The sequence below is a fragment of the Roseibium suaedae genome (genome assembly GCF_900142725.1).
Taxonomy (GTDB): domain Bacteria; phylum Pseudomonadota; class Alphaproteobacteria; order Rhizobiales; family Stappiaceae; genus Roseibium; species Roseibium suaedae.
The window spans coordinates 1130598-1153856 of the sequence record NZ_FRBW01000001.1 but is presented as its reverse complement, the minus strand read 5'-3'; the positions used below and the strand labels follow the sequence as shown (position 1 = coordinate 1153856).

The window sequence follows — 23259 nt, the reverse complement described above, 5'->3', positions numbered from 1 at the left end:
AACACCCCGGCCTTTTCCCAAAGACCGGGGTGTTTTCAGATCTGGCAGACGAGGCTGTGTCAGTAGGTCAGGACCGGAGGCAGTTCCTTGGCCTGTTCGACCCACTTGGCCACCTGGCTCTCGCTCGGCACCTGGCGCACCAGCTTCTTCGTCTCGTTCACTTCCGCCATCTTGGCGGTGAGGTTTTCGGCGTTCCGGTGCTTGAGTTCCTTCACGGTGTCGACACCGGCAGCTTCAAGCAGTTCCGAATATTCTTCGCCAACGCCCTTGATGCGCATCAGGTCGGCCATGTTGGCCCACTTGAGGATGCGGGAGTCGTCAATGCCGGTGGCTTCCGCCAGTGCCTTGCGTCCCTTCGGATCCTTTGCGTGCTCCAGGTAGTCGCCGGTTGTCTTGATCCCCTGCTCGCCCAGTTTGGCAGCATAGACAGGACCGATACCTTCAATATCAATGATCGGATAAGACATTGTTCCCTCACTTCCCTTATGGTCAATGAAGCTCCATTAGCGGCAATTAGACGATCTGACTCAATCCCGGGATGGAAGAAATCACCTCGTCAACTGCCTCATCCCCGGCTTTTTCCCTCGCAATCTGAACAAGGGTCTTCACCACGGTCTGGATCTGGCCCATCTCCAGACCGGCCGCGGAAAGCTCGTTCAGGGCGTTCATTGCGCCCATGCCCGGCACCATTGCACCGAGGCCGGCAAGAAGACCGCCCTTGGACTTAGCGCCACGGGCAGCCACCAGTTCGGCCGCCCCCGGCAGCACGTCAAACACCTGCTGCATGCGCTCGGCCGGAGCTTCCTTGTTCAAAAAAGACAAAATGATCGCCACCGCTTCGCGGGTGGTGTCTTCATCAAGACCGGTCTTGGTCATGATCGCGGAAATAAGGGTTTCCATAAACGGCTCCCGGCTGTTCTAACAAGGTCCGGCAAGCGGAAAAACGTGGCCTGCCCGGCAGGTCTACGGCTATACACGCAAGAGGGACCTGCCGTCGACCGTGTGAAGCAGTTGACGCAGGGACGAACGCACAGGCAATTCGTCGAATGACGCAAGGGGATCGGGGGAAGACGTGACGGCTTTGGAGAGCATCTATATCGGTGGCAGCAACGGCAAGGACGAGATACTGACGCTGAAACTGGCCAACCGGCACGGATTGATCACCGGCGCGACCGGTACAGGCAAGACCGTTTCCCTCCAGATCCTCGCCGAGGGCTTTTCCGCAGCCGGTGTTCCGGTGTTCTGCGCCGATGTGAAGGGGGATCTTTCCGGCATCGCGGCCTGCGGCACCTCCAAGGATTTCCTGGAAAAGCGCGCTGAGGCGATCGGCTTCTCCGGCCGTTACAACTACGAAGCCTTCCCCGCCATCTTCTGGGACCTTTACGGCGAACAGGGCCATCCAGTCCGCACCACCGTGTCCGAGGTCGGGCCGCTGCTGCTGTCCCGTCTTCTGGAGCTGAACGACACTCAGGAAGGGGTGCTGAACGTCCTGTTCGAACTGGCGGATGACGAAGGCCTGCTGCTCCTCGACATGAAGGATCTGAGGGCGATGCTCGCCCATGTGGCAGACCGCGCCGATGAACTCTCGCGCCATTATGGCAATGTTTCCAAGGCCTCTATCGGCGCCATCCAGCGGCGGCTCCTGGTGCTGGAGCGTCAGGGCGGCGACCTGCTCTTCGGCGAACCGGCCCTCGACATCCGCGACCTGATGCGCACGGCTCCCGACGGACGCGGCATGGTCAGCATCCTGGCCGCCGACAAACTGATGCAGTCGCCCCGGCTCTATGCCGTGTTCCTGCTCTGGCTCTTGTCCGAGCTCTTTGAAGAGCTTCCCGAAGTCGGCGATCCGGAAAAGCCCAAGCTGGTGTTCTTCTTCGATGAAGCCCACCTCCTTTTCAATGGCGCGCCCAAGGCGCTGGTGGAGAAGGTGGAACAGGTCGTGCGGCTGATCCGCTCCAAGGGCGTCGGCGTCTATTTCGTCACCCAAAACCCGACAGACGTGCCCGAAACCGTGCTGTCCCAGCTTGGCAACCGGGTGCAGCATGCCCTGCGCGCCTTCACCCCCCGCGACCAGAAGGCGGTGCGCGCCGCAGCCGAGACTTTCCGCCCCAATCCGGAGCTCGACACGGAACGTGTGATTACGGAACTGGGCGTCGGCGAAGCGCTGGTATCCACCCTGGAAGGCAAGGGCGTCCCCTCGATCGTCCAGCGCACCCTTGTGCGCCCGCCCTCGTCCCGCCTTGGTCCCGTAACGGAGGCCGAGCGGCGGACGATGATCCAGACCAGTCCGATTTTCGGGCTCTACGACCGCTCGCGGGACCGGGAATCCGCCTATGAGCTGCTGATGGAGCGGGCTCAGGTCAAGCAGCGCCAGGAAGAACGGCAGCGCGCCGAGGAAGACCGGGTTGCCTCCCGAGAGGGTGCGCCGCGCAGGACGCGCTCCGGTTTCCAGATTCCTGACTTCGGCCGGGATGACCGTCCCCGCCCCGCCAGCACCCGCCAGCGGACGCAGCGCAGCTCAAGCCGGGACAGCGTGCTGGAAGCTGGCCTGAAATCGGCAGCCCGCAGTCTCGGATCATCCCTTGGGCGGGCCCTTGTGCGCGGCGTCCTCGGATCGCTGAAGCGCGGCTTCTGAGAGCATCAGGAAAAATTACAACTATCCTGACTGGTAAGTTTCAAATCTTTTCAGTCAGGATCCATATAATCAGGCAAGAATACTGGACACATCTGGAAACATTTTCTAAAAATTGTTTCAGAAACCCTTGTCCCAGATGATCGTTTTTCTGCCTGAGCCTCATGTCTTTCTCCCCCCCTCAAGAAGAAATAGCGCTTCAGGACAGCTTCTTTGAAGCAGCCCTTGCGCCGGAGAACTGGACTTCGAGCCTGGAACGTCTCTCCGACTACGTAGGGGGAGGTGCGGTCAATCTGATCCTGATCGAGAAGGCGGGAGCCCAGCCTGTCGACGTTCACTACGGCAAGGTCGATGAATTCGCCTACACAAGCTACATTCAGGACTACATCTCGATCGACCCGCGCATTCCCCGCGTCCTCGGCAGTCCCGTCAACACGATGTTGCTGGAGCATCAGGTTCTGACGGAGGAGGAGCGCCAGAAAAGCGCCATCTACAACGACCTCATGTCCCGCAGCGGCATGCGCAACCAGGTGATTTCCCTGCTTGCGGCGGACGATATCTTTGGCGGTTTCGGCGTGGCTCCTGCCCGCGATGCGGATCCCTTCTCGGCCGACCAGATCAGCCGCCTGTCCCGCCAGCTCACCAGCCTGAAACAGGCTGTTCGGGTCTACACGACCAACCGCGACCTGCAGCTCCAGCGCAATTCCCTCGGAGACCTGTGGAGCAAGTCCGGCAAGGCCGTTCTGCTGTTCGACGCTTTCGGGCAGGTGCTTTTCGCCAACTCCATGGCCGAGCATTTCATTCGCTCCGGCGTCCTGAAGCAGCGCCACCGGCAGATCGGCTTTGCAGACCGGGCGGCACAGGCGACCTGGATTGAGCTGTGGGCGCGCATGCGCCAGGACCCTGCCCCGCGCAGTCTTGAGTTCCTGGCCACCAGCAATCTTTCCCTGGAGCAGATCGGCGTGCGCCTCATCAGTGCCGAACCGCTGCTGTCCAAGGTCGCCAGCGCCAGCACCCCTGCCCTGGTCATGGTCCTGACTGTCCTGTCCGGCGAAACACCCATTACCCAGCAGGAAGTCGACCGGTTCTGCCAGCTCTTCGGCATCACCCAGGCGGAAAGCCGCGTGGTTTGCGCTGTTGCCAATGGCCTCAGCCTGGCGGAGCTGGCGGTGGAGCGGAACGTTTCGAATGACACCCTGCGCAAGCAGCTCAAGACCGCCATGGCCAAATGCGGCGTGACCTCGCAAAAGGCGCTGATCTCGCGCCTGGAGCGCTTTTGCTTCCTGACCCAGATCTGACAGACACTTGTGATCAAGACCTGCCGCCTTTCATCCGGTTGCGGTTTTGCATTTGCGCCATCCCGCCATCTGTGGCCATCTAGGGCTTCCTATCGGGCGTGGCCCCACCACGCCCGCATGACAAAAGTCCAGATATTCAAGGATTGCCATGAGCGCCCTCGACAAGGTCCTCGCACGGATCGATTCCGATCTCGACACCAGCCTCGAACGCCTGTTCGAGTTCCTGAAGATCAAGAGCATTTCCACTGATCCGGCCTACAAGGCCGATTGCCGGGCTGCTGCCGAGTGGCTGGCAGCGGATCTGACCCGCGCGGGAATTGCCTCCAGCGTGCGCGACACCACAGGCCATCCGATGGTCGTCGGCCATCACACATCCGGCAAGCCCGGCCCCCATGTGCTGTTCTATGGCCATTATGACGTTCAGCCGGTGGACCCGCTGGAGCTCTGGGATACGGATCCGTTCGAACCCCGCATCGTCACCCGTGAGGATGGCTCGAAGATCATCATTGCCCGCGGCTCGTCCGACGACAAGGGGCAGTTGATGACCTTTGTCGAAGCCGCCCGCGCCTATATCGCGGAAACCGGCAACCTGCCGGTGGATGTGACTGTGCTGTTCGAAGGTGAAGAGGAATCCGGCTCGCCGTCGCTCCACCCGTTCCTGACCGCCAACAAGGACGAGCTCTCCTGCGACCTGGCCCTGGTCTGCGACACAACCATGTGGAACGCGGAAACCCCCGCGATCTCCATCATGCTCCGCGGCATGGTCGGCGACGAAGTGGTGGTCAAGGCCGCCAGCCGCGATCTGCACTCCGGCTTCTATGGCGGCGCGGCCCAGAACCCGAACCACATCATCGCCAGCATCATTGCAGGTCTTCACGATGAAAACGGCAAGATCACCATTCCGGGCTTTTATGACGGCGTGATCGATCTGCCGGACGACATCGTCAAGATGTGGGACGGCCTGGGCTTTAACTCGGAAGACTTCCTGGGCAAGATCGGCCTAAAGACCCCGCGCGGCGAAAAAGGCCGTCTGCCTCTGGAGCACCTGTGGGCGCGCCCGACCGCCGAAGTCAACGGCATGTGGGGCGGCTATCAGGGACCGGGCAGCAAGACCGTCATCCCGGCCGAAGCCCATGCGAAATTCACCTTCCGCCTTGTCGGCGACCAGGACCCGGAAAAGATCCAGGAGGCCTTCCGCGCCTATGTGCGTTCCAAGGTTCCGGCCGATTGCACCGTCGAGTTCATTGCCAAGGAAGGCAGCCCCGCGCTCAGGATCGACTTCAACAACCCGTCGCTCGCCAAGGGCAAGGACGCCCTTTCCGCCGAATGGGGCACGGAAGCGGCCCTCATCGGCTGCGGCGGCTCGATCCCGATCGTCGGCGACTTCAAGCGCATGCTGGGCATGGACAGCCTCCTGATCGGCTTCGCGCTGGAAGACGACCAGATCCACTCGCCCAACGAGAAATACAATCTCAAGAGCTTCCACAAGGGCATCCGCTCCTGGGCCAGGATCCTGGACGAACTGTCCAAGGGGTAAGCTTCCGGATTACGGCGCCCATTTATGTTTGACGCCATGCCAGACTTGAGAAGGCATGGCGTCAAAACTCCTTCCCATTTGTTCATCGGAGGCAAAATTGTCTGACGCAAAGGTCGCTCTCATCACAGCTGGCGGTTCCGGCATGGGCGCAGCTGCAGCCCGCAAGCTCGCTGCAGACGGATACAAGGTCGCAATCCTGTCTTCCTCCGGCAAAGGCGAGGCGCTGGCCCATGAACTGGGCGGGGTTGGGGTTACCGGATCCAATCTCGAGACCGCCGATCTTCAGAGGCTGGTCGATCTTGCCATGGACAAGTGGGGCCGGATCGATGCTCTTGTGAACTCGGCCGGACATGGTCCCCGCGCTCCGATCCTCGAAATCACCGACGAAGACTGGCACAAGGGGATGGAAGTCTATTTCCTGAGCGCGGTTCGGCCGATCCGGCTTGTGACGCCGATCATGGTCTCGCAGGGCAGCGGGGCAATCGTCAACATCTCGACCGCATGGGTCACCCAGCCCACGGCCATGTTTCCGACCTCGACAGCCTTCCGGGCGAGCCTGACCTCCTTCACCAAGATCTTCGCGGACGACTATGCCTCAAAGGGCATCCGCATCAACAACGTCCTGCCCGGCTGGATCGACAGCCTGCCGCAGCTCGATGAACGGCGCGACAGCGTGCCGATGGAGAGATATGGCAAGGCCGAGGAAATCGCGGCAACCATCACCTTCCTCCTGTCAGAAGGTGCAGGCTACATCACCGGTCAAAGCATCCGTGTCGACGGCGGCGTCATCCGCTCTGTTTGACCTTATTTCCCCGCCTTGCCCTCCCCGCCCCACGCCTTTATCTTCCCGCCCTTCTGAAAAGGGTTCAGCGAACATGAAATCGATTTGCGTCTTCTGCGGGTCTAATTTTGGCACCCGGCTGGAGTATGAAATGGCGGCCCGGACGACCGGGGCGGCGATTGCGGCGAGCGGGCTGGCTCTGGTCTATGGCGGGGCCAAAGTTGGCCTGATGGGCGCAGTGGCCGATGGTGCGCTGGCCGCTGGCGGACGCGTGATCGGCGTTCTGCCCAAGGCGCTGCAGGAAAAGGAACTGGCCCACGAGGGTTTGAGCGAACTCCACATCGTCACCTCCATGCATGAGCGCAAGGCGAAGATGGCGGAACTGGCCGATGGCTTCATCGCCCTTCCGGGCGGCGCAGGCACGCTGGAAGAGATCTTCGAAGTCTGGACCTGGGGGCAGCTCGGCTTCCACTCCAAGCCGCTCGGCTTTCTCAACACGGAAGGCTTTTACGACGGGCTGCTGAGCTTCCTTGACCACCAGACCGGCGAAGGCTTTATGAAGCCGGAAATGCGCGGCATCATGCTGGCCGAGACCGACCCGGTCCGGCTGCTGGAGGCCTTTTCCAGCTACGAGCCGCCGAAGACCCCGAAGTGGATCAAGCGCGACGAGACCTGAGGCAGAGGGCCAAGATCTTCGGAAATCTTCAGGGGCGCCCACCTGCCGCCGCTGCGGAACAGACTCGCGGCAATCCCCAAGGCGCAGTTCTGCAACCTGCAACCTCTTGGCAGCCGGCAAAGAAGGGTGGTAAGGACCGGGTCACTTCATGGCCGGGCCGCCAAATCACCCTTTCAGGGCAGATCGGTCCCGCCTGTCCAACCCCGCTGCGGAGAAGGCTTTTCCCATCCGCACAGGGGCCCAGTTCCGTCCTCGGAGGACTATAAAAAATGCGCCTGTCGCTCGCCGGCTTTTCCTGTCTGATGGCTCTTTCTCTGGCGGCCTGTACGCCGACCATAGACGATGACGGCCCGCTGCAGATCGCGCGCACCTCCAACGTGACCCTGGTCCAGATCACGCCCGCTGGCGTCGGCGGCATCAATGCGGACACGACCTACGGCGAAAAGCCGATTGCCGCAGCATTGCCGGGCTTCACCACCAGTGGCACCCAGACAGCCGAAGAAGACAGCACCGAATGGGTGGTTGCCGCCTTCAACTCCGATGGTTTCCAGGTGCTGCAGGTCTTCAAGGGCTCCAACGGCAAGGTCCGCGCCGTCCACGGTGTCACCCATCACCTCACTGGCCCGAACGGTGAGCGCATCGGCATGACCTTTGCCGAAATCGGTACTTCGCGCGGCGACTGCCGCGACGGGCGGAACCTGTGGCGCGGCATGGCCATCTGCAAGGCCAAGGGCACGGACAACATTCAGCTCGTCTATGCCATTCCCGGCTATGACGGCCCCTTCGACCAGTTGCCGCCCCAGGGCGAATTGCGCGGCGCCATGCTGCAGCGGATCATCTGGACCGCGAAGAGCTGACCCAGCAGAGCGCGGCAGAGAAGCAAAAGACCTTCGCAATTCCCTCCGCGCCGTCCCGGCCTTGAGCCGGGACCTAAGCTGAACCTTTTATTTCAAAAGGTTAGAAATCGGAGTTCCCGGATCTTTAGCTTCGCTGCGTCCGGGAAAGCGTGACTGAAGGGCTTTTCTTCAAGCCCGGTTGCGGCTCCTCAGATCTGAGCCGGTGCGTTGATTTCGACCTCGCCAACCGGCCGCCAGATATGCGGCTTCTTGAGATATTTCTCCCGTGCGTCCGAATAGGCCATGAACAGCTGAAGCTCCCGCTCGCGCAGGCCCGGCAGGGACTTCGGATCAAGACCCGTCCAGGGCAGGAACGGATTGCGGCGCATGTGCCAGTGCACTTCGCAGCGGATGGTCGGCTTCTGCGACGGTGTGCGGCCATGGAAGGCAAAAGTGTCGGCAACGATCAAGGTGTTGGCCGGAACGGCCATGCGCACCGGCTGGGGCAGGCCCAGAGCCGACAGATCCTCATGAGGAATGCGGAAGGAACCGCTGGCGTGGTGGCCATCCGGATTCGCGGCGGCCGTCAGCGAGCATTCATGCTGCCACTCCAGACGTTCCGGGGTCAGCCGATGAGATCCGGGCACGAAGCAGAAGGGGCCATCTTCCTCGCCCACATCCTGCAGGAACAGCCAGGCCTTGGACGTGGCGTGGAATGTGTCGGAATGAACGTCCGCCTGCGGGTCCTTCTGATCGGACGGATTGACGATCACCGTCTGCAGGAAGCTCAGCGGCTGGCCGCCCTGGGATGCGGCATAGCGGATCTGGGAAACGGCCCGCGCATCGCGCACGGCACTCGCAAGCGCCGGGTTTCTGGCCAGGAGCTCCGGCGGCAGCGGGGTCATGCGGGTCACAGCCTGTCCCTGGCGCATTTCGCGGGCATCGAATTTCTGGCCAAAGACTTCCTTGCGAAGAGCCTCATACTGCTCATCTGGCAGGAAGTTCTTCGTCAGGAAAAAGCCGTTCTCGTCAAAGGACTTGCGGTCTTCGGCGCTCAAGGTTGAGGCCAGCCGTTCCCGCCGGGCGGCTGCCATTTTCGCGGCGATGGCCACCCGATTGCGATGAAGACCCTTCCGGTTGAGATAGGGGCTGCCGAGGATCGGGTTCTTGCGCAGGGACTTTTCCGCTCCCGCAACACCCATGAGCCAGAAGGGAGCATTCAGATAGTCGAGCGGTTTCATTCAATCGCCTTGTGTTTCAAATTTCTGATGATCCTAGCATGGGGAATGCGGCAGCAAAACAGCTTCCGCAGGGTCACCCGCTTCCGCCAAGTTCCATCGTGACGGGACCTGATTCCCCGTTTAAAGCTTGGGCATGAGCCAGATCCAGACCAGAGCCGCCCCGGACCCTAAAGCCTTGGCAGAGGACATCCTCGCCGGAAACCGGGCCGTTCTCGCCCGGGCCATCACCCTGGTGGAATCGCGCAAGGCAGAGCACCGGGCCATTGCCCGCGAACTGGTGCAGATCCTGCTGCCGCACACAGGCACCGCCCGGCGGATCGGCATCACCGGCGTTCCGGGCGTCGGCAAGTCCACCACCATCGACACGCTCGGCTCCAACCTGACGGCACTTGGCCACAAGGTGGCGGTTCTGGCTGTCGACCCCTCCTCGACCCGCACCGGCGGCTCGATCCTCGGCGACAAAACCCGCATGGCACGGCTGGCTGTCGATCCGGCGGCCTTCATCCGCCCCTCTCCTTCTGCCGGCACCCTCGGCGGCGTTGCGGCCAAGACCCGTGAGACCATGCTCCTGTGCGAAGCCGCCGGGTTCGACGTGATCCTGGTGGAGACGGTCGGCATCGGCCAGTCGGAGACGACGGTGGCCGAAATGGTGGATTTCTTTCTGGTCTTGATGCTGCCGGGCGCCGGAGACGAGCTTCAGGGCATCAAGAAGGGCGTTCTGGAGATCGCCGACATGATCGCAGTCAACAAGGCCGACGGGGACGGAGCCCTCCGGGCTAGGTCGGCAGCCTCGGACTATCGCGCAGCCCTTCACATCCTCGCCCCCCGCTCTCCCACATGGCACCCGCCCGTAGTCACGATCTCGGGCCTTTCCAACGAAGGTCTGGACGCTCTCTGGGAGCAGATCGAGCAGCACCGGGCGAAGATGACTGCGACAGGAGAGTTCCAGAAGCGCCGTGCCGATCAGCAGGTGGCCTGGATGTGGGACCTGCTTCAGCAGCGGATGATGGAAGCCTTGAAGAACGACACGCGCACCGCCGACCGGCTGAAGGAACTGGAGCTGAGCGTGCGCGGCGGCGAGACCGCCGTCTCCATGGCTGTCGAAGAGATTGCCGGCCTCATCGGGGTCTGACGAAAACACTTCGCTTCTCGTCAGACATTCGGGCATGGGCCTTGCTCTACAAGTGGCATGACCCAGCTCAAGCACCCTTATGAGACGACTGTTTCACCCGAAAAGACGGAGGCCCGGCCCGAAAAGGCACGGCTCAGCCGCCGGGCGTTTCTTTGCGGGACAGCGGCCCTGTCCGCTTTCGGGGCAGGCCTGTCCCTTTCCGGGACACGGGCGGAGGCTGCCAGCAACTTCATGAAGATGGCAGAGCTGCGCGGATCGATTGACGCCGCCGATTTTGGCCTGGTGCCGAACAGCCCGGACGACCAGACAGCTGTCTTCCAGCACGCCATCAACCGGGCCGTCGAAAAGGGCCGCGCCCTGTTCGTGCCTGCAGGCACCTATCCGGTCGCAAACCTGCGCTTTCCTTCAGGCACCTATATCGTCGGCATCCCCGGCCAGACCCGGCTCGTCTATCAGGGCGGCGGCGGACTGCTCGGCGTTTCGGAAGGCACGCGCAACATCGGCCTGACCGGCCTGACATTCGACGGGGTCAACCGGCCGATCGGCGATCATACTGAGGGCCTGCTGCACTTCTCCGGCGTGACCGATCTTGCCATTTCCGGCTGCACGATCACCGGATCCAGCCGCATGGGACTGTTGCTCGACCGCTGCGCCGGACGCGTGACCCAGTGTACTGTGACTGGCGCGGCAGAGGCGGGCATCCGCTCCAACGAGGCGACGGGCCTGCAGATCAGCGACAATGTGGTGGCTGATTGTGCCAACGGCGGGATCTGGGTGCACCGCTGGTCGGAAGGCGAGGACGGCACGCTTGTCAGCGGCAACCGGATCGAGCGGATCGGCGCCAAATACGGCGGCACCGGCCAGTGGGGCAACGGCATCAATGTCTTCCGTGCCCATGGCGTGGTGATATCCGGCAACCGGATCACCGATTGCGCCTTCTCGGCTATCCGTTCCAACACCGGTTCCAATGTCCAGATCACCGGCAACTCGTGCCTGCGCTCCGGCGAAGTGGCGATCTATTCCGAATATGCCTTTCAAGGGGCATTGATCGCCAACAACATCATCGATGGCGGCACCACCGGCATTTCGATTGCCAATTTCCTGGAAGGTGGCCGGCTGGCCGTCTGTACCGGCAACCTGATCCGCAACCTCTCCGCCGAAGGTCCATATCCTTCGGAAGGAGCCGGTTTCGGCATCGGCATCGCAGCTGAGGCGGACACGACCCTGACCGGCAATGTCATCGAAGGCGCTCCCCGTTTCGGCATGCTGCTCGGCTGGGGACCTTACCTGCGCAACATCATCGCCTCGCAGAACATCCTGCGCGATTGCGGAACGGGCATTGCCGTCAGCGTCGTCGAAGGTGGAGGACAGGCGTCGATCATGGGCAACATCATCCAGGGCGCCCGTGCAGGCGGCATCATCGGCTACCGCTGGACGGACATCGCTTCCGGCGAGCTGGATGGCTCGAAGGACTTTCCCAACATCGCGGTAAGCAGCAACAGCATTTCCGGCTGAGCCCAACCCTCACCCGCCGCTATGCGGCGACCTCTCCCAGGCTTGGGAGAGGTAGAAGGAGGAGAGGTTTGGGGACTACAGAACGTTTCTGATTGAGGGACATTCGGCCAGCTTGAAGTGACCCCAGGCACCTCCACACGCCTGAGCCTGCTCCCTTTCCCTTCAGGGAGAGGGTTGGGGTGAGGGATACAGCGAAGCTGCGGGAAAGGGTCTGATACTCTTTGCTTGCTCCGCCCCGGCCTCGCGATCCCGGTCCAACCCTCACCCGCCGCTGTGCGGCGACCTCTCCCAGACTTGGGAGAGGTGGAAGGAGGAGAGGTTTGCGTTCACAGAGAGGTTGGCCGGGAGGTAAACCTGCAGCCTAAGGCAAACCCATCCACACGCCTGAGCCTGCTCCCTCTCCCTTCAGGGAGAGGGTTGGGGTGAGGGTAACAGCCGAACTTATCAGGCCAGTGCCGCTCTCAGCGCTTCGACAAACTCATGGGACGGACGGACTTCGCCGGCCTTCACGTCCTTGCGGGTCAGAACCGCCGGGTTGGCAAAACGGGCAAGGACCTTGCGCTCCTCGACAGAGAGATCGAGCATGATTTCCAGGCAGGTGGCCATCATGGCTTCCGAACCGCGGGTGGCACCGTCATCGCATTTGAGGGCGATGCCGTAGCCCAGTTCCGGAACAGAGGCACAGAACACGCCTTCGGCGCCGGTCTTGGCAAAGACCCGTCCCCGGAAAGCTGCCATGACATCCGTGCAGAACCGGCCGGTTCCAGCCACCATGAAGGGCTCGTTGACGCAGGCCTCATAGAGCTTCTCGCAAGCCTCTGCCCGGTCAGGCTCCAGCCCTTCCCCGGTGCCGAACACGGCAAAGGCACGCGCAAGGCCCTTGAGCGGACTGGCATAGGTCGGGATCGAACAGCCGTCGATGCCGCAGACATCCTCGCTCACCGGTGCGCAGGTGAACTCCTCGATGACCTTGCGGATTTCCTGCTGGATCGGGTGATCCTTGGAGACATAGCCCCTCGTCGGCATGCCCAGAACCTTGGCAAGAGTCAGGAAGCCCGCATGCTTGCCCGAGCAATTGTTGTAGAGTGGTCCTGGCGCTTCATCGGCGCGCACGAGCGCTGCCACATCTTCCAGCCGCTTCGGCCAATGGGTGCCGCACTCCAGATCCTCTTCGCTCAGGCCTGCCTTCAGCAACATGACCCGCGCCGCGCTCACATGCACCGCTTCGCCATTGTGGGACGAGCAGGCAAGCGCCAGCTCCGCGTCATCCAGTTCCAGCGCTTCGGCAGCCCCGGATTCCACCAGCGGCAGGGCCTGCAGGGCTTTGATGGCCGAACGCGGAAACACCCGCTGCTCGATGTCGCCAATGGCGCAGATGACCTCGCCTGCGCTGTCGACAACGGCAAGGGAGCCCCGGTGACGGCACTCGACCAGATCACCACGGGTCACTTCAACGGTCACGGGATGGGTCATCGGCTTTCCTTGACTTGGCGTTTATTGGGCAGCGTCCACCGTGCGGGCGCTGGCAATCCAGCGGCCAAGGCGGTCGAGTGCCTCATCCAGCACATGATCCTGCTTGCAGAAACAGAACCGGATGAAATCCGTCGAGGCTTCGCCCGCATAGAAGGCAGAAACGGGAACAGCGGCAACGCCTGCTTCTTCCACCATCCGGCGGCAAACATCGACATCCGTATCGCCCAGCCCGAGACCGGTGATGTCGCAGGTGAGGAAATAGGTCGCCGCACAGGGCAGGACACCGAAGCCCAGATGGGTCAGGCCCGCAGCCATCCGGTCCCGCTTTGCGGCCAGATCGCCGGAAAGATCCTCGTAATAGGCGTCATCCTTGCCAAGGCCGAAGGCCACCGCCTTCTGCAGGTTCGGCGGCGTGGTGAAGGTCACATACTGATGGGCCTTGGCGATGGGATCGATCAGATGGGCAGAGCCGGTGACATAGCCGACCTTCCAGCCGGTGAGCGAAAAGGTTTTCCCGGCCGATCCGATGCGCACGCAGCGGTCATCCATGCCGTCGAACGTCATCAGCGGACGATGGGCTACCCCGTCAAACACCAGATGCTCATAGACCTCATCGCAAATGGCAAAGACATCATGCTGGACGCAGAGGCTGGCAATGGCGGCCAGTTCCGTCTCGTTGAAGACCTTCGCCGTCGGGTTCATCGGATTGTTGATGAGGATGGCCTTGGTGTTCTCGGTGAAGGCACTGGCCAATGCGACCAGATCCAGCTTCCAGGCAGGCGGAGAAACCCGCAGGCGCACCGGAATGCCCCCTGCCCGCTTCACCAGCGGCAGATAGCAATCATAAAGCGGTTCGACCAGGATCACTTCGTCTCCCGGCTCGATCAGGGCGAGAATGCAATCGGTCAGGGCTTCTGTCGCCCCGGACGTCACGACCACCTGGGTCTGCCAGTCGACATCCAGACCATAGAAGCGCTTGTTCGCCGCTGCCACCGCCTGGCGCAGCTCCGGCAGGCCGAGCATGGGCGGATACTGGTTCGGCCCGTCGATCAGGGCCTTGGCCGCCAGTTTGCGAATGTCGAGAGGGCCATCCACATCCGGAAACCCCTGTCCCAGATTGACCGCCTGATGCGCCACCGCGAGACGGGACATGGTCTCGAACACAGTGGTGGGCAGTCCGGTAAAAACGGGGTTCGTCGGCTTCATTGGAGATGTTCCTCCCAGGAGACTCACGCGCCACAAAGGCCTTTTCCGGCGTTGTAGCTGGAGGGGAAGGCAACGTCGAGGCCCAAGCCCCCGGTTGCTGTACGCCATCCCGTCTGAATAATGGCCACAACCCTCGAAATTTTGACGCAAACGCAGGCGTTTATCGACCTTCCACACTTCCCCACGGGTCACCCCGGGCGAGCACCGCGAGACCCGGGGTCAACTCGCGGATCTTCAGGCAAAGTGTTCAGGGATCTTCCCTGCACGTCCTCTTCTCATTTGAACCAACTCCAATTCGGGACGCGCCTCTGTGCGAAACCGCCACCGCTCTGCACATGAGTGGGCCCCGGCTCTCCGGCTTTGCCTGCGGCCGGGGTGACCGATGGGGGAAAGCCCGAGGGCAGCAGGCGCACTTACGCTAGAGATCCCTAGACAACGACATGCTGTTACAGATCCGCATCCCCTACACATACTTTACAACATACCAACTAGTCGGTATTATCATTTCATGACACAGACACCTTTATCTCCCCGCAAGCCCGATGCCCGGGAGAAGCTTCTTGCCTCGGCCCTGAGGCTGATCCGCACCAAGGGCTACACAGCCACAACCGTGGACGACCTTTGCAAGGATGCAGGGGTGACCAAGGGCGCGTTCTTTCACCACTTCCGCTCCAAGGACGATCTGGCCGTCGCCTCGGCCCGGCACTGGTCGCAGATTACAAGCGCCCTCTTTGCGGCAGCCCCCTATCACCTGCCGCAAGATCCTCTGGACCGGGTGCTCGGCTATCTGGACTTCCGCAAGGATCTCGTGCGGGGTGAAGTGGCGGAATACACCTGCCACGTTGGCACCATGGTGCAGGACGTTCACCTCAGCGCCCCGGAGATCCGGGACGCCTGCCACGACAGCATCTTCGGACATGCCCAGACCCTGGAAGCCGATATGGAAGCAGCCGCCAATGATCGCGGCATCACGCTTCCGGGTGGAGCCGCAAGCCTTGCGCTTCATACCCAGGCCGTTCTGCAAGGGGCCTTCGTTCTGGCCAAGGCGAGCGGCGACGCGGAAATCGTGCGCGACAGCATCGACCACCTGATCCGCTACATCCGCCAGATTTATCAATCACCTCATGTCGAAGGAGGAGACATGTCATGACCCATAGCGATGTCACATACCGGGAAACACCCCTTGGGCTGGAACTTGAACGGATCATCCCTGCCCCGCGCCAGGCTGTCTGGCGCTGCTGGGTTGAGCCGGAACTGCTGATGCAGTGGTTCTGCCCGAAGCCCTGGCGGGTTTCCAGGGCGGACATGAAGCTACGCCCCGGCGGCCGGTTCAATGTGGTCATGGAGGGCCCGGAAGGGGAACGGATGGAATGCCCCGGCATCTACCTGGAAGTCATCCCCGGCGAGGCCCTGACCTTCACCGACGCCTATCAGGAAGATTTCGTCCCCCAGCCCACGTCCTTCATGACCGGCTATGTCCGGCTGGAAGATACCGGCGAGGGGGCGACGCGGTTCATCTGGGGAGCTCGCCACTCCAGGGAGGAAGACAAGCAGCGGCATCTTGAAATGGGCTTCAAGGACGGCTGGAAGGCCGCGTCCGATCAACTTGAAACCCTCAGCCAGGAAATCGCGGCCCAATCCCGGGCCCCTGACTTCAAGGTTCCGGAATTCAAGGCAAAGGTTCGCACCTCGCTGTTTCTGGAAAAGGATGCGCTCCTTGCTGCCGAGTTTTACGTCTCCCTCCTGCCCGATAGTCGGATTGATGCGGTCTACCGTCCGGATCCGGCCGGACCGGAGCTGGTGGTGGAGTTCACGCTTGCCGGAACCCCCTACATGACCATGAACGGCAATCCGCAGGCCCAGCCGAGCTTCCTGTCCTCCATTTCGGTTCTGACCGAAGACCAGCCGGAAACAGATCGCCTTTGGCAAAAGTTGAGTGAGAAAGGCGGACAGCCTGGCAACTGCGGCTGGATCCAGGACCGGTTCGGCATTCACTGGCAGATCGTCCCCAAGGCCTTGCCCCGGCTGATGTCCCAGGGCGGCCCCGGCCAGGCCGCAAGGGTCCAGTCGGCACTGATGAGCATGACCAGGATCGACATCTCAGGACTGGAAGCCGCCGCCCAGGCCGCATGACATAATCCGCGTGATCAGGGCCAAGTGACCAGGGCCACGTGATCAGGGCTCCTCGTCAGGAGACAAAGGGGGCGCGAGACCTGAGGCTTTAACGCCAGATGGTCATCGGCTCCCCGCCCTGGATCCGGCCATCCATCCTGTTTGGCTGCGTGATGCGCAGGCTTGCGACCGGATCGCCAACGAAACTGGACAGAACCAGCTCATATCCCCTCAGGCTCCAGGATCCGACCTTGATCAGATCCGTGTTCATGCAGCCGAAGACGGAAGCCCGCCCTCCGCTTGCCCGTCCCTGGCTCAAGGTCAGTTCGCATTCCCGTCCGGCGGCCGCTACCCGCCATTTGCCAAGATAGGCTTCCGGGTTTGCGGCAGTCGGATAGGCTGACCGGCCGCCTCCCCCGATCAGATCAGACATCATGCCTGCCGCCGCATTGGGGTCCATGGAAACACGGACATTGCTTCCGGAACTGCGCGTGTGGCGTGTTCCATCTTCGCTGACCCAGGTTCTTGTCCGTGAACTGGAATAGTCCCGGCTGATCTGGCCACCGACCGGCGGAGGACTGATCCAGCCGGGTTCAGAGACACCATAGCCCGAAGGACGCTGATAGCTTTCGGCAGGACCATCGCTTTGACATCCTGAAAGAACCGCAGATGCCAACAGTCCGCAAACAAGCATTTTTCCTGAGATCACGCGCTTTCCAATCTATCAAAACGAGAATTGAAGCGAAAAATACAACCCAAACTCCTAAAAAGACTTATCAAAGGGACAATAGCGCCGGATGTATTCGAACATGCTCACCGGCGTCTTAATGCAGAGCAATCAAACAAGCTTCAATTCGATGAACCGTTCGCGCGGCAAGATCTCGTGGAGCAGCGGATACGTCTTTGACAACAGGCAATGCCTTCAAATTGCGAACCCCAGAACAAGGCATGCCCTTCCAATGCTTCCGGGCTGAACTCTTTGCGATGAACTCGAGTTTCACCGGTCACCAACAGGGCCGCAATTGCTGCAAAATGCTGGATGATTACGGCAAACATCCCCGGCACTGACTTGCTGACTTACAGAAAAGCGAGTAAAAGCCTCGCAAATCCTGAAATCCTCACGCTCCTTTGCGGCAGATTATCTGTTGCATCTCTGGCGGGCGTGGCAGTTCATTCCCTGAGCCAAGAGCTGGAGATCCCCGTGACAGCACGCGCCGCCGCGCCTCTTTCCGTTGCTGAAGACGTCAAACTCACCCCGTCGCGCATCAAGACCGAACTTCTCGCCGGTCTGACCGTTGCGCTGGCCCTCGTTCCCGAAGCCGTGGCCTTCGCCTTTGTGGCGGGGGTCAACCCGCTGGTCGGCCTCTATGCAGCCTTCTTCATCGGCCTGATCACTGCCGTCTTCGGCGGCCGCCCGGGCATGATCTCGGGCGCAACCGGCGCCCTCGCCGTGGTCATGGTGTCGCTGGTTGCCACCCATGGTGTCGAGTATCTCTTTGCCACCGTCGTGCTGATGGGGCTCATCCAGATCGCCGTCGGCCTGCTCAAGTGGGGCAAGTTCATCCGCATGGTGCCCCATCCGGTGATGCTCGGCTTCGTCAATGGCCTCGCCATCGTCATCTTCCTGGCCCAGCTCGGCCAGTTCAAGGTGCCGGATGGCGCAGGCGGCCTGACCTGGATTGCCGGGCTGGATCTCTATCTGATGCTCGGCCTTGTGGCGATGACCATGGCCGTGATCTGGCTGCTGCCGAAACTGACCACCGCCTTCCCGGCGCCGCTGGCCGGCATTCTGGCCTGCTCGGCCATCGTTCTGGGCCTTGGCCTCGACACCCGCTCGGTTGGCGACCTTGCCTCCATCGCCGGCGGTCTGCCGGAATTCCATATCCCGATGGTTCCCCTGACCCTTGAGACGCTGAAGATCATCGGCCCCTACGCCCTGATCCTCGCCGCTATTGGCCTGATCGAATCCCTTTTGACCCTGAACCTCGTTGCCGACTTGACCGGCACCAAGGGCGGTGCCTCCAAGGAATGTCTGGCCCAGGGCGCGGCCAACGTGGTCACCGGGTTCTTCGGCGGCATGGGCGGCTGCGCCATGATCGGCCAATCGATGATCAACGTGAAGTCCGGTGCCCGCACCCGCATTTCCGGCATCGTCGCCGCTCTGCTGCTCCTGTCCTTCATTCTGTTTGCCTCGCCCCTGATCGAGCGCATTCCGGTGGCGGCGCTTGTCGGCGTGATGTTCATGGTCGTGATCGGCACCTTTGCCTGGACGAGCCTGAAGATCATGCACCGCATCCCCATGACCGATGCGATCGTCATCGTGCTGGTGACCGGCGTGACCGTCTATTCGGATCTGGCAGTGGCCGTGGTGGTCGGCGTGATCATCTCCGCTCTCGCCTATGCCTGGAATGCCGCGAGCCGCATCAGCGCCCGCACCGGCACCTCCAAGGAAGGCTGGAAGGTCTACCGCCTCTCCGGCCCGCTGTTCTTCGGCTCGACCACCCGGTTCCAGGACCTTTTCGACATCGCCAATGATCCGGAAGATGTGGTCATCGACTTCATCGACAGCCGTGTTGTCGATCACTCGGGCCTGGAAGCCGTTGATGCGCTGGCGTCAAAATATGGTGCACTCGGCAAGCGGCTGCACCTGCGCCACCTGTCGCCGGACTGCCAGAAGCTTCTGTCCAAGGCCGGCCCTCTGGTGGAAGTCTCCGTGCTGGAAGACCCGGATTACGAAGTCGCCGTCGACTACGGCCACAAATTCGACCCGGCTCCCGCGAAGAGCTGACCGCCCTCTCCGAGAAACACAAACGCCGCGGCTTTCCCACCGCGGCGTTTTTTTATGACGAAGACAGCCCCTTCATCAGTCATCACGTCTGTTCGATGACCGGGGTGTCCCTCGATGGTCACCCCGGGCGAGCAGCGCGAGACCCGGGGCCTACTCATTTGCAGAGCTTCGCGATTGTGCTCCCCGCGCTATGGAAGCTAGAAAGCCATCAAGTCATTCCAAACAGGAGGAGCTTGCAGGCTCTGTCCGCACGCCATTCCATCCATTCCTCTCTGCAAATGAGTAGGCCCCGGATCTTCGCTTCGCTGCGTCCGGGGTGACCGTAGTGCGAGCTTCGGCTGTCTAACGAGACTGAGTATGCCCCGCTATGATCGGGCGACAGGTTTGTCATCAAACGAAAACCCCGGCACGTGGCCGGGGTTTGAATTCATGCCGGAAAAGATGCCTGCTGTGATCAGGCAGCGCGGCGGCGCAGGGCGCGGCGGGCGGGACGCCGGGAAGTGGCCACGGACAGGTCCACCGCACCGGCAGCTTCCAGGCAGCCGGACATCTGCGCCGTGGTGCCTTCCACCAGATCGATGGCAAGGAACCGGTGCCAGTCGACTGGGCCAGGCATGGTCACGTTTTCCAGGTGGCCGGCGCCGAAGCCGAACCGCTCGTAGTAAGGCAGATCACCCACCAGAATGATGGCGCCATGACCGGAAACGGCGGCCTGGTTCAGCGCATGACGCATCAGGCGCGCGCCAACCTTCTGGCTGCGGCAGGATTCTTCCACGGCAAGCGGGCCGAGCAGCAGGGCACGGTTGCCCAGAGCGTCGGTGACATGCCACAGGCGCAGCGTGCCCACCAGGTTGCCTTCGTCGTCCAGAGCGGTGAAGGCAAAGGCAGGAATACGGCCTTCGCGCAGACGCTCGGAGGTCTTCAGAAAACGGTCCGGACCGAAGGAGCGGTCGAGCAGGTCTTCCCGGGCACCGATGTGGACCGGAGCTTCATCAACAATGTCGATCATGGCGTGAGCCTTCAGATGACGTAGGAGGCGAGCGGTGCGAAGCCGTTGAAGCCAACAGTGGAATAGGTGGTGGTGTAAGCGCCGCAGGCTTCGATCAAGACCTTGTCGCCAATCGACAGGCTGACCGGGAGTTCATACGGCGTCTTTTCGTACATCACGTCGACGCTGTCGCAGGTTGGTCCTGCAAGGACACAGGGAGCGGTCAGGTCACCATCGCGCGCTGTGCGGATCGGGTAACGGATGGCCTCATCCATGGTTTCCGCCAGTCCGTGGAACTTGCCGATGTCCAGATAGACCCATCGGACAGTGTCTTCCGCGGACTTGCGGGAGATCAGAACAACTTCGGCTTCGATCAGGCCGGCGCTGCCGACCATACCACGGCCCGGCTCGATGATCGTTGCCGGCAGCCGGTTGCCGAAATGCTTGACCAGCGCGGCGAAGATCGCCTCACCGTAGCTCGGCACACCGGGAACGTCTTTCAGATAACGGGTGGGGAAGCCCCCGCCCATGTTGACCATCTTCAGCTCGATGCCGCGGAAGGCCATTTCCTTGAAGACGCCTGCCGCCATGGCGAGAGCGAAATCCCATGCGCCAAGATTGGCTTGCTGGGAGCCGACGTGGAACGAGACTCCGTAGGCTGCAAGTCCGTTGCGGTGGGCGTGTTCGAGGACGTCTGGAGCCATGGCCGGGTCGCATCCGAACTTGCGGGAGAGCGGCCATTCTGCGCCTGCGCCGTCGCAGAGGACCCGGCAGAAGACGCGGGACCCTGGAGCCGCACGGGCAATTTTTTCGACTTCTTCGAAGCTGTCCACGGCGTAGAGCCGGACACCGAGTTCGTAGGCGCGCGCAATATCTCGCTCCTTCTTGATCGTGTTGCCATAGGAAATCCGGGTTGCATCCGCACCGGTGGCCAGAACCATTTCGATCTCGCCCACAGAGGCACAATCGAAGGCAGAGCCGAGGCTTTCCAGCAGGCTCAGGATGGCCGGATCCGGGTTCGCCTTGACGGCATAGAAGACGGACGTGTCCGGCAGCGCCTTGGCAAAGGCACTGTAATTGTCACGGACGATGTCCAGATCCACCACGACACATGGGCCTTCACCCTGGCGCTGGCGGAGAAAATCGCGGATGCGTTCGCTCATCGGGTACTCCCGTCAATTCAACTTCACGTCGCAGGTAGCCAGATGTAAGAGCGTACGATCCCCCGAGGTGGAACCGGGAAGGCAAGCGCTTGCATATGGCGACGGTTGGGCGACGGGACCGTTGGACAAACGGTGACCGGACGCTTACCCGCGTGTGATGCCGTTGATTGGATCGGAAGACCGAACCGCACGTCTGGCAATGATGTAATAAGTGCCTCAAAAGTGACCCCGGAGGATGGAACCCCGGCAGAGACTAAAAGGCCCTCTTACGTCGTTGCTTTAAGCCGTCCGGTTTGCTGAGCCATCCCTTGATGGATCATCAGCGGCCCCGTCAGAAGTTTGGCACTTCTACGTGGACGACCACGGGCACGTGCGAATTTGGGCACCCCGTAGATGCGCTTATTTGCCCCTCGATTCAAGAGGAAATTTCAGGTGACGCGCATTTTTTTGAATGTGCACCGCACACAGTGCGGCGCATTCAAAAAACCCAGGAAAGCTCAAGGCTTTCAAGAGGCTATTGCCCTGTCAAAAAAGCAGAAGGGGCGCAAAGCGCCCCTTCTCCATCACTCGGGATTAGACGATCCGGACCTCAGTTGTCCTGATCCGGTTCGCCGCCGCCATGGAACCACATTCCCTTGCCGTGACGGCCTTCACCGCCCCGGTCTCCATGACGTTCTCCATGGCGATCGCCGTGACGCTCACCATGACGGCCTCCACGGTCGCCATCGCGGCCGTCCTTGCCATGGCGCTTGCCATGACGGAAGTCAGCCTTGGTGACGACACCGTCGCCGTTGCGGTCCATGTCCTCGACGAAATTCGCCATCGGACCGGCCATTTCCTCCTGGGTCAGACCCAGGTCACCGTCCTGGTCGAGCCGCTGGAACATGCGGACCGTGTGCGGCTTGGTCACTTCCAGCCAGATGGCCGGGAAGTCCTGCAGGGAGAACCCGCCGGAACCGTCCGTGTCGGCAAGGGCAAAGAACTTCGCCCGGCCAGCATCGAATTCTTCGCGGCTGACCTTGCCGTCCTGATCGGTGTCGAACTGGGCGAGCAAGGCAAACATGCCGCCGCCCATTGGGCCCATGCCCATTCCATGGCCCATACCATGTCCCATTCCGGGCATCATGCCATCACGGTCGCGGCGGCCCTTGCCATCGCGGTCACCATCCCGGTCCCCGTCCCGGCCATTCGCAGGCTTGTCCTTGCCAGCTTCACCAGCGGGCTTGTCCTTTCCGCCTGCACCGCGCGGTGCCGGGGCGAGGAAGCCGTCGCCATCCCGGTCCAGACGGCTGAACATGCGGTCGGTGGCCTTGTTGAACTCTTCCGTGGTGACCGTGCCGTCCCCATCCCGGTCGAGGTGCTGGAACATCCGCACCTGCATCGGCTTGGATTCGGCCAGGGCTGCCTCGCTGAACTCATCAAGGGTCACGGACCCGTTGCCGTCCTTGTCAGCGGCCTTGAAGCGGGCTTCGATGACGGCATTGACTTCATCCTGGGTGATGACGCCATCCCCATTCTGATCGAATTTTTCAAAAATGTGCTTGGCACCCCGGTCCCGGCCCGGGCCTTTACCACCCTTGTGCCAGCCCATCGGGCCCTTGCCATGCATCTGCGCTCCACCGGCCCAATCGCCGCCCCCCTGGGCGAAGGCGGTGACTGCGGAGCCGGCGACGCCAGCGGCCAGTGCCGCAATTGCAATTGTCCTGAACGGTTTCATGGTTATGAACTCCTAGTGGTACGTCTTGACGATCCTAACCTAGGGAATGTTTGTCGCAGAAATACCCTTGGATGAGGGGCCAAGTGTACCTGTCTGTCTCCATGACGAACAGCGGTACATCTTGTTACAATTTCACCAAACACCAAGCTTTCCCTGACCTTATC

Annotated in this window: 20 protein-coding genes; 11 read left to right on the top strand and 9 right to left on the bottom strand. The window is 61.7% G+C overall.

Annotated features, from left to right (window positions below; translation table 11 throughout):
• Nucleotides 1-59 precede the first annotated feature (59 nt).
• Together BUA94_RS05170 and BUA94_RS05165 are read right to left on the bottom strand one after the other, a co-directional pair.
• Entirely contained in the window at nt 60-467 is a 408-nt protein-coding gene (locus BUA94_RS05170; RefSeq protein ID WP_073009643.1) for a DUF4332 domain-containing protein, read from the bottom strand.
• Between the two features lie 46 nt (nt 468-513).
• A complete protein-coding gene (locus tag BUA94_RS05165) occupies nt 514-900 on the bottom strand; it encodes a hypothetical protein (protein ID WP_073009640.1) in 387 nt (128 codons plus the stop codon).
• A gap of 172 nt (nt 901-1072) precedes the next feature.
• Here BUA94_RS05165 and BUA94_RS05160 point away from each other — a divergent pair, with 172 nt between their 5' ends.
• The 6 genes from BUA94_RS05160 to BUA94_RS05135 all read left to right on the top strand — a co-directional run bounded on the left by BUA94_RS05160 (nt 1073) and on the right by BUA94_RS05135 (nt 7781).
• Entirely contained in the window at nt 1073-2635 is a 1563-nt protein-coding gene (locus BUA94_RS05160; RefSeq protein ID WP_073009637.1) for a helicase HerA-like C-terminal domain-containing protein, read from the top strand.
• Nucleotides 2636-2796: 161 nt separating this feature from the next.
• The gene (locus tag BUA94_RS05155) at nt 2797-3930 is read left to right on the top strand and encodes a helix-turn-helix transcriptional regulator (protein ID WP_073009635.1); all 1134 of its coding nucleotides are present in this window, start codon (nt 2797-2799) and stop codon (nt 3928-3930) included.
• A gap of 148 nt (nt 3931-4078) precedes the next feature.
• Nucleotides 4079-5467, top strand: a complete 1389-nt coding sequence (locus BUA94_RS05150; RefSeq protein WP_073009633.1) for a dipeptidase — start codon at nt 4079-4081, stop codon at nt 5465-5467.
• A gap of 97 nt (nt 5468-5564) precedes the next feature.
• Nucleotides 5565-6269, top strand: a complete 705-nt coding sequence (locus BUA94_RS05145; RefSeq protein ID WP_073009631.1) for an SDR family oxidoreductase — start codon at nt 5565-5567, stop codon at nt 6267-6269.
• Between the two features lie 73 nt (nt 6270-6342).
• Nucleotides 6343-6924, top strand: coding sequence for an LOG family protein (locus BUA94_RS05140; RefSeq protein WP_073009629.1), 582 nt, complete (start codon nt 6343-6345; stop codon nt 6922-6924).
• A gap of 269 nt (nt 6925-7193) precedes the next feature.
• A complete protein-coding gene (locus BUA94_RS05135) occupies nt 7194-7781 on the top strand; it encodes a DUF1131 family protein (protein WP_073009627.1) in 588 nt (195 codons plus the stop codon).
• A 188-nt stretch (nt 7782-7969) separates the two neighbouring features.
• Here BUA94_RS05135 and BUA94_RS05130 read toward each other — a convergent pair whose 3' ends face one another.
• Entirely contained in the window at nt 7970-9001 is a 1032-nt protein-coding gene (locus BUA94_RS05130) for a phytanoyl-CoA dioxygenase family protein (RefSeq protein ID WP_073009625.1), read from the bottom strand.
• Between the two features lie 133 nt (nt 9002-9134).
• Here BUA94_RS05130 and meaB point away from each other — a divergent pair, with 133 nt between their 5' ends.
• Both meaB and BUA94_RS05120 read left to right on the top strand, forming a co-directional pair.
• A complete protein-coding gene (gene meaB, locus BUA94_RS05125) occupies nt 9135-10133 on the top strand; it encodes a methylmalonyl Co-A mutase-associated GTPase MeaB (protein ID WP_073009623.1) in 999 nt (332 codons plus the stop codon).
• A gap of 57 nt (nt 10134-10190) precedes the next feature.
• Nucleotides 10191-11648 carry a TIGR03808 family TAT-translocated repetitive protein gene (locus tag BUA94_RS05120; RefSeq protein ID WP_073009621.1) on the top strand — a complete coding sequence of 486 codons (1458 nt, stop codon included), beginning with the start codon at nt 10191-10193 and terminating at the stop codon, nt 11646-11648.
• A gap of 444 nt (nt 11649-12092) precedes the next feature.
• Here the strand turns inward: BUA94_RS05120 and BUA94_RS05115 are convergent, their stop codons facing one another.
• Nucleotides 12093-13121 carry an asparaginase gene (locus BUA94_RS05115; RefSeq protein ID WP_073009619.1) on the bottom strand — a complete coding sequence of 343 codons (1029 nt, stop codon included), beginning with the start codon at nt 13119-13121 and terminating at the stop codon, nt 12093-12095.
• 21 nt (nt 13122-13142) lie between these two features.
• Nucleotides 13143-14327, bottom strand: a complete 1185-nt coding sequence (locus BUA94_RS05110) for an aminotransferase (RefSeq protein WP_073009617.1) — start codon at nt 14325-14327, stop codon at nt 13143-13145.
• 508 nt (nt 14328-14835) lie between these two features.
• On the opposite strand from BUA94_RS05110, the gene BUA94_RS05105 reads away from it, so the two are divergent.
• Together BUA94_RS05105 and BUA94_RS23750 are read left to right on the top strand one after the other, a co-directional pair.
• Nucleotides 14836-15477 carry a TetR/AcrR family transcriptional regulator gene (locus BUA94_RS05105; RefSeq protein WP_073009614.1) on the top strand — a complete coding sequence of 214 codons (642 nt, stop codon included), beginning with the start codon at nt 14836-14838 and terminating at the stop codon, nt 15475-15477.
• Nucleotides 15474-16460, top strand: a complete 987-nt coding sequence (locus BUA94_RS23750) for a VOC family protein (RefSeq protein WP_235860445.1) — start codon at nt 15474-15476, stop codon at nt 16458-16460. The genes BUA94_RS05105 and BUA94_RS23750 overlap by 4 nt, the downstream gene beginning before the upstream one ends.
• Nucleotides 16461-16548: 88 nt before the next feature.
• Here the strand turns inward: BUA94_RS23750 and BUA94_RS05090 are convergent, their stop codons facing one another.
• Entirely contained in the window at nt 16549-17148 is a 600-nt protein-coding gene (locus BUA94_RS05090; RefSeq protein WP_139251010.1) for an AprI/Inh family metalloprotease inhibitor, read from the bottom strand.
• Nucleotides 17149-17640: 492 nt separating this feature from the next.
• Between BUA94_RS05090 and BUA94_RS05085 the strand changes: the two genes are divergently transcribed.
• On the top strand, nt 17641-19227 hold the full coding sequence (locus BUA94_RS05085; protein WP_084081805.1) for a SulP family inorganic anion transporter: 1587 nt from the start codon (nt 17641-17643) through the stop codon (nt 19225-19227).
• Between the two features lie 454 nt (nt 19228-19681).
• On the opposite strand, the gene BUA94_RS05080 is transcribed toward BUA94_RS05085, so the two are convergent.
• The 3 genes from BUA94_RS05080 to BUA94_RS05070 form a co-directional block, all read right to left on the bottom strand.
• Nucleotides 19682-20236 carry a GNAT family N-acetyltransferase gene (locus tag BUA94_RS05080; protein WP_073009607.1) on the bottom strand — a complete coding sequence of 185 codons (555 nt, stop codon included), beginning with the start codon at nt 20234-20236 and terminating at the stop codon, nt 19682-19684.
• An 11-nt stretch (nt 20237-20247) separates the two neighbouring features.
• Nucleotides 20248-21378, bottom strand: coding sequence for a type III PLP-dependent enzyme (locus tag BUA94_RS05075; protein ID WP_073009604.1), 1131 nt, complete (start codon nt 21376-21378; stop codon nt 20248-20250).
• Nucleotides 21379-21967: 589 nt separating this feature from the next.
• Entirely contained in the window at nt 21968-23095 is a 1128-nt protein-coding gene (locus BUA94_RS05070; RefSeq protein WP_073009601.1) for an EF-hand domain-containing protein, read from the bottom strand.
• Between the last annotated feature and the right edge of the window lie 164 nt (nt 23096-23259).